Here is a 6,872-nt window from a genome sequence, read left to right on the forward strand (position 1 = left end):
CATCAGTCGACTGGCGACATTGACGGTATCGCCGATCGCCGTGATGTGCTGATGGCTCTCCCCACCGAGACGCGACGCGACCACGGGCCCGAAATGTGCCCCTATCTTGAAACTGATTCGCGATGAAACCGACTCAGGAAGCGACGCAATCCAATCCCGCGTCTGCCGGCAGAGATCGACACAAGCGCGCGTCGCATCGTCTGCATCGGTCGGTCCAGGATCGGGAATGCCGAAGATGATCATGGCGCCATCGCCCATGAAAGCGGCGACAAGTCCGTTATGGCGTACAGCCTGTTCATCGATGAGCGAATGAAACCCTCGGAGCACTTGGTACGTCTCGTCCGGGCCGAGTGATTCACTGAGGCTCGTGAATCCATTGAGGTCGATGAACACGAGCGCCGCCTGCTGGCGGATCGGGGTGACGAGAAAGTCCGGATCCTTTGCCAACCGTGCGGTCAGGCTCGGCGGCTGAAAATGCCGCAATGTCGCCCGTTGCTCGGCGAGGTGGTCCGCCCGATTTCGGTCGAGCCATAGGCGCATGGCGCCGAAAATCATCGCAGGAGGGGCAGCGGCCACGACAGGCAATGTCGCGCTGAGCCATATGCCGTACTTGAAAGCCACGATCGTCAAGCCGATCCACAGCATGGCGACGAGAGCAATGAGCCCGAACGCGATCACGCTGCGATGCCAGGAGAGAAGCAGCACAAGAAACATCGGCAAGATGACCGCGACCRCGACGTCTGTCGCTCTCACCCGGTTGTCGCGCAGAAGATTGTCACCGGACGTCAGGTGCGAGATCGCCGTCGCCAGGACCTCGACGCCGGGCAGGATCGGGTCGAAAGGCGTGGGAAAGACGTCACCGCCACCGGTGACGGTAGCGCCGATGACGACGATTCGATCTTTCAGCGCGGCTTCGTCGAGGCGCCCACTGAGGATGTCGGCCGCGCTGATCGTGCGGATCGTCCCACGTGAACCGTAGAACCGAAGCGGCAGGTTGAATCCGATATCGGTGTCGATCCGTCGACCGCCGAAACTGATCCGATCGGGCAGGATCTGGGGATCCTGCTTCAGCGCGATCGAAGCCACCCGCAATGCAAACGATGGAATAAGCCGGTCGTCCAATCTCAGTACGAGAGGCACGTGACGCGGCGTCCCCGATGAGTCGGTTCCCACATTGACCACGCCGACGGCCGCGACTTCGATGAACAGGGGCAGCGGCAAGAGCAGATGTTGCGCACGCGGAACGCGCTCGAAGCCATCCGCTTCGACGGTCGAGGTCTGGATGGATTGATCGAACGTCGCCGCCGCCGCGATCACCGCAGGGACCGCGTCCAGTACGTCGGCCAGTTTTCGATCTCCYGCCACCGATCCAGCTTCGACGAGAAGAAGATCGATTGCGATCGCCTTTGGCCCGCGAGCCGCGATGCGCGCGACGAGGTCTGCGATCACCGCACGAGGTAACGGGTAAGTCCCGGTTTCTCCAACGGTCCGGTCGTCGATCGACACGATGGTCAGGAGGTCGGGAGCGGGTCGCCTTCCATCAATGAGAAAGCGAAGATCAATCAGCGGCGCCTCGATCCGGTCGAGGACAGACGGCTCGCCCTTCCAGTGCGACCACGCCAGCAATGCGCCCCAGAGCCCGGCGACACAAACCGCGAGGAGTGTGGCGACATGCCGTCTCGGCATCGTGGCCTAGCGACCGAAGCGCGCGAGGAGGGCCGCGACACGCGGCGCGGGCCACCGTTTGACAACAAGGGGAGCTGTTCCCGCCTCCACATCGACGCCATTCCCGGGTCCGAGTGCGACGGCGGCTCGGCGGTTCGCGCGCCTCACAGAGACTTGCCCGTCGATGACAAAGACAGCCGTCTTGCCAGGATCTACATCGACGGCCCAATCCGTACCGCGAACGGCAGCAACGGCTTGCGGAGTCAGAACCTGGAAGCGCTGTGTCCCGGTACGCGCGGGTGCATGGAGAAGCAGAGCGCGACTCCTCAGTTCAACCGCGTCCGGGCGCCCATCGCGATCCTGATCGAGAAACGTGTAGTCGGCCCCCTTCTCCACCTCGATGATCAAGCCATCCTGGCAACGGAGAACTTGGCGGGCTGCGCCGGTCTCAATGACGCATGCGCTCGACTGCGCCATCGCCGAAACCGGAAAAATGAAAAGACCAAGTCTCAACAGGAGCCCCCACGACTGCCTGAAAGATACGAGACGAGAGGTCTGTCTGGATTGCGCGCACAGCATGAAAACCCTCCTTTGCTAGGAAACTTCGTGCCCGCCGCGCAAAGATAGTGCCATGGCACGGCAAGAAATGCGCGCGCAATTAAGAAGCATGAATTCTGCAATGTTATTACTAAGAACAACATGGTTGTTAGCCTTGATCCCCGGCATTAGCTTCCACTCGCATATTCGTTGCCAAGAATCGCGGTCCGCGCCAGATTGAAGCGCTCCGAAGGACCCCACCATGAACGTGCTGATACTCGGAGCGGCCGGAATGGTCGGCCGCAAGCTTACCGAACGCCTTGGGCGAGAAGGCCACATCGGTGGGCGGGCGATCACGAGCGCAATTCTGCACGATGTCGTTCCTGCCGCTCATCCACCTGGCGCCCCGTTCAAGGTCACTGTCGCAACGTCCGATTTCTCTCAGGCCGGCGTCGTCGAAAAGCTGGTTGAGGGACGTCCCAATGTCATTTTTCACCTTGCTGCGATCGTCTCTGGCGAGGCCGAGGACGACTTCGAGAAGGGAATGCGCATCAATCTGGACGGGACGCGCCGATTATTCGACGCCGTCCGCGCGATCGGCGACACCTATCGGCCGCGCTTGGTCTTCACGTCCTCAATTGCTGTTTTCGGCGCTCCGTTTCCAGACGCCATCGGAGACGAGTTCTTCACCACCCCGCTCACCAGCTACGGGACGGAAAAGGCGATCGGTGAATTGCTTCTCGCCGACTACACAAGGCGCGGGTTCTTCGACGGTATCGGGATTCGCTTGCCTACCATTTGCGTTCGCCCAGGGACGCCTAACAAGGCCGCTTCGGGCTTCTTTTCGAGCATCATCCGAGAACCGTTGAGCGGCCGAGAAGCCATACTTCCGGTATCGGAAGACGTTAGACATACGCACGCGTCGCCACGATCCGCGATCGGCTTTCTCATTCACGCGGCAATGATCGATGGCGCGCATCTCGGCTCGCGCCGCAATCTCACCATGCCCGGCGTATCGGTGACAGTCGCGGAACAGATCGACTCTCTCCGGCGGATCGCCGGCGCCAAGGCTGTTTCCAGAATCCGGCGCGAACCCGATCCGAAGATCATGGCCATCGTCGAGGGCTGGCCCCGTCGTTTCGATGCCGCGAGAGCCAAAAGCCTCGGATTTCGCGCAGAGGATAATTTTGATGAAATTGTCCGTGCTCATATCGAGGACGAGCTCGGCGGCGTTTTTGCGCCATGAGACCTGAGAGAGAAGTATGACCGTTCAATCCAAGATCGCAATCGTCACCGGCGCCGGCACCGGCGTCGGGAAGGCCATTTCAAAGGGCCTAGCCGCGAGCGGCTTCCATCTCGTCATGGCTGGCCGCCGACTGGAGATTCTGGAGCAGGCGCGCGACGAAATCATGCCTGCGGGATCGACGAGTCTCATCGTGCAGACGGACGTCACCGATTCTCGCTCGGTCGCTGCGCTCTTCGCCAAAGTGCGAGAGTCGTTCGGGCGGCTGGACCTTCTGGTGAACAACGCTGGTACCAATGTTCCCGCGGTGCCGCTCGAGGATATCACTTTCGATCAATGGAGGAGCGTGCTCGACACGAATGTCACTGGTGCGTTCCTGTGTACGCAGGAAGCATTTCGCATCATGAAAGAGCAGGACCCTCAGGGCGGCCGCATCATCAACAATGGGTCCGTATCGGCCTACGTTCCCCGGCCCTTCTCTGCACCCTATACCGCCTCGAAGCACGCCATTCTCGGATTGACGAAATCGACGTCCCTCGATGGGCGAGCCTACAATATCGCCTGCGGCCAGATCGACATCGGCAACGCCGCGACTTCCATGACCACGAAGATGAGCGCGGGTATTCTCCAAGCCAACGGTTCGGTTGCATCAGAGCCGACCATCGACCCCGACATTGTCGCGGAGGCCGTCGTCTACATGGCCGGGCTCCCGTTGAACGCCAACGTCCAGACGATGACGGTCATGGCGACGAAAATGCCTTTTATCGGACGCGGATAATGGCTTACGCGCTGGGTCCAGTCAGATTCGCAGCCCAGTCTCCGTATCGAAGACGTGCATGTTCTGCGTATCGACGGTGAGATGGATCGTATCGCCAGGTCCGACAGCCGTCCGTCCGCGCACCATGACGCGAAGCGTCAGACCGGCCAACTTGGCGCTGATCTGCGTCTCCGAGCCCGTCGGCTCAACGACGGACACGATCGCCGGCCAGCCCGTCGAACCGATCACGAAGTGCTCCGGCCGGACGCCCAGAGTGACGCCGGATTGCGAGGGAGCTACAAGAGCGGCCGGAAGATCGAGGAGCGTGCCGTCTTCTAGCGCAACACGCCCGCCACCATCGACCAGCCGGCCCTGGAGAAAATTCATCGGCGGTGAGCCAATGAAGGCAGCGACGAAAAGGTTGACCGGCTTGTCGTACAAATCCAGTGGCGGGCCCACCTGCTCCACGCGTCCGGCATTCATCACCACGACACGGTCGGCCAATGTCATGGCCTCGATCTGATCGTGAGTGACGTAGACTGTCGTTGTTCTCAGACGCTGATGCAGTTCCTTCAACTCGGAACGCATCTGGACGCGCAACTTTGCGTCGAGGTTTGAAAGCGGCTCATCGAACAAAAATACGGTGGGATCGCGAACGATCGCTCGCCCCATGGCGACACGTTGGCGCTGTCCTCCGGACAGAGCTCGCGGCTTTCGGTTGAGAAGCGCGCCAAGGCTGAGTATCTGAGCAGCCGCATTGACCCGGCGATCGATCTCGCTCTTGGCAAGCCGCCGAAGTTTGAGAGCGAATCCCATGTTCTCGCTGACGCTCATATGCGGATAGAGCGCGTAGTTCTGGAATACCATGGCAATGTCGCGGTCTTTCGGCGCAACATCGTTGACCACCCGGTTGCTGATCGAAATCTCACCGTCGGTGATCTCTTCGAGGCCAGCGATCATTCGCAACAGGGTCGACTTTCCGCAACCCGACGGTCCGACGAGCGCAACAAACTCTCCGTCAGGGATATCGATCGAAACCCCATGCATGACGGCATGATTGCCGTAGGATTTGCGTACGTCTCTGATCTGAACGGTGCCCAAAGCGGCCCCTCCCCTGAAATCTGCGTAACTAACCGCATGCTCTTCTTATGGCGATCACCAGCGGCGGCGGACCTCTTCCGCCCAGCCAAATATCCGTTCGACTTCGAAACGGCGACCATCTTCATCGATGACATGCCCGTCGAAATAGCCGAAGCACTGGTGCTCCTTGCTCACGACGATCAGGCGGTCGAAGGACGATTGCCGATCATAGACGGGCGTAAAGACCAGATCGACTCGGTCCCCTTTGATCGTCCACGGACGCAGCCAATCCGTCGTGTGGTAGGTCCAGACGACTTCCTGACTGATCTTCTGAATGCGCCCATCGATGCGGAGGCAATTTTCCGTCGAAGGCGTCCCGTCGGTCCATTTGGCGCCAAATTGCAGGCCGATCTCGTGGCCACGGCTGCGACCGCTCCCCGAGGCCCAGTTCCATACAATGGAGTATGGCCAGCGACCGCGTCCATGGTCGAGCGTCGCGTACGCCGTTCCGGCTTCGACCTCATATGTCACGCCATCCGCAACTACGCGCCCTTGAACAGGAAGGCAATTGTCCTTGCGCGTGTACTGGAAGCGATGCCGGTCCCAGGGCACGACCACACCCATCGATTCGTGGCCTGCGCGTTCGAAGACGTCGAGATCCACGCGAAGCCGTTCAGTCGTCGCATCGAGCTTGGTTCCGCCAACAGTCGGGCGCATCTCGATGCGCATGCGATCGCCCCGGCCGATCGTCGCGCCCTTGCCTGACGTCTCGGGCATGTGATCGACCCGGCTACGCGGCAGCCAGTGAACCTCGACACCCGTGAAAGCCTCGAGTGTTTTGAGGTTAAGGAAGAACGTCGCCAAGGTCACACGGTAATCCGAATGCGAAACGTTCACCGCGACGACGATTTCCGGTGTGGTGATACACCAATATTCGAAGCGCTTGTTTCGCCCCCACCCACGCAGGTTCGCTCGGTGCAAAGGTGCACGCGTCCATCCAACTGCGGCCGGATTGAGCGTCCCATCTGGTAGACACAGGTCGACTGGTTCACTCAGCTCACGCTCGATTTTTTGCACGCCGCCTACCATTTACGTCGAACCTCTTCTGCCAGGCCAAAGACTTTCGCGACGCGGAACCGTTCGCCCTCGTCGGAGATGATTTCACCGTTGAAATGGCCGAAGCACTGATCGCCCCGGGCGCTGATGACCCAACGGTTGAAGAAATGGCGGTGATAGATCGTGGGCGTGAAGGTGAGATCGACCCGATCGCCCTTTATGCGCCACGGCGCCATCCAATTGGACGTGTCGTATGTCCATTCGAGTTCTTGGCTGATCTTATGCAACCGACCATCGATGCGCAGGACGTTCTCCGTCGATGGAGTCCCCTGCGTCCATTTGGCGCCGAATTGCAGGCCGATCTGATGGCCGTCGGTATCACCGCTGCCGGCCGCCCAGTTCCATGTCGTATCATACGGCCATCGGCCCCGGCCGTGATCGTGGATCGCATAGGCGCGGCCGCGCTTCACCCTGCGCGCAATTCCGTCGACGATGACTTTGCCTTCGACTTCGAGGCAATTGTCCTTCCGCGTG

General features: G+C 60.4%; 7 protein-coding genes. 2 read left to right on the forward strand and 5 right to left on the reverse strand.

Annotation, left to right across the window (positions count from 1 at the left end):
• Together AC1DT3_RS09235 and AC1DT3_RS09240 are read right to left on the reverse strand one after the other, a co-directional pair.
• Window positions 1-1,686, reverse strand: a 1,686-nt coding sequence (locus AC1DT3_RS09235; RefSeq protein WP_477464958.1) for a CHASE2 domain-containing protein, incomplete at its 3' end; no start/stop codon positions are given.
• Between the two features lie 6 nt (window positions 1,687-1,692).
• A complete protein-coding gene (locus AC1DT3_RS09240; protein WP_477464959.1) occupies window positions 1,693-2,244 on the reverse strand; it encodes a FecR domain-containing protein in 552 nt (183 codons plus the stop codon).
• Window positions 2,245-2,464: 220 nt separating this feature from the next.
• Here AC1DT3_RS09240 and denD point away from each other — a divergent pair, with 220 nt between their 5' ends.
• A complete protein-coding gene (denD, locus tag AC1DT3_RS09245; protein ID WP_477464960.1) occupies window positions 2,465-3,448 on the forward strand; it encodes a D-erythronate dehydrogenase in 984 nt (327 codons plus the stop codon).
• A 16-nt stretch (window positions 3,449-3,464) separates the two neighbouring features.
• On the forward strand, window positions 3,465-4,223 hold the full coding sequence (locus tag AC1DT3_RS09250) for an SDR family oxidoreductase (RefSeq protein ID WP_477464961.1): 759 nt from the start codon (window positions 3,465-3,467) through the stop codon (window positions 4,221-4,223).
• 21 nt (window positions 4,224-4,244) lie between these two features.
• On the opposite strand, the gene AC1DT3_RS09255 is transcribed toward AC1DT3_RS09250, so the two are convergent.
• The 3 genes from AC1DT3_RS09255 to AC1DT3_RS09265 all read right to left on the reverse strand — a co-directional run.
• A complete protein-coding gene (locus AC1DT3_RS09255; protein ID WP_477464962.1) occupies window positions 4,245-5,303 on the reverse strand; it encodes an ABC transporter ATP-binding protein in 1,059 nt (352 codons plus the stop codon).
• A 54-nt stretch (window positions 5,304-5,357) separates the two neighbouring features.
• Entirely contained in the window at window positions 5,358-6,359 is a 1,002-nt protein-coding gene (locus tag AC1DT3_RS09260) for a DUF2804 domain-containing protein (RefSeq protein ID WP_477464963.1), read from the reverse strand.
• 5 nt (window positions 6,360-6,364) lie between these two features.
• Window positions 6,365-6,872: DUF2804 domain-containing protein (locus tag AC1DT3_RS09265; RefSeq protein ID WP_477464964.1), on the reverse strand; the 508-nt coding region annotated here is incomplete at its 5' end.

This window comes from Microvirga sp. P4_G7 (genome assembly GCF_056401005.1).